The sequence below is a fragment of the Frankia sp. Mgl5 genome (assembly GCF_023242985.1).
Taxonomy (GTDB): domain Bacteria; phylum Actinomycetota; class Actinomycetes; order Frankiales; family Frankiaceae; genus Parafrankia; species Parafrankia soli.
Window position 1 is genome coordinate 1 of the sequence record NZ_JALKFY010000304.1, and the last position, 243, is coordinate 243.

1 protein-coding gene is annotated in these 243 nt (G+C 56.0%); it reads right to left on the bottom strand.

Annotated elements, in window-relative coordinates; all coding sequences use genetic code 11:
• Positions 1-243, bottom strand: a 243-nt coding sequence (locus tag MXD62_RS09445; protein ID WP_285224012.1) for an aromatic amino acid lyase, incomplete at both ends; no start/stop codon positions are given.

Genomic DNA, 243 nt, shown 5'->3' on the forward strand with positions numbered 1-243 from the left:
GGCCAGATCGATGTACATCTCGCGGTCCTCAGCCAGACGGGTGATCTCGCGTCGCAGTTGGTCATACGCTTTTTGTGTGCCTGCTCCCAGCTTGCCTGTGCCAAAATCGATTGCCTGTGCGGCAGCAAGGTACTCAATGGCCAGCACCTTTGTGGCATTGCTCACAACTGTTCGCAGTTTTCGCGCGGCGGTTGTTCCCATGCTGACATGATCCTCCTGATTGGCTGAGGAGGGGATTGAATC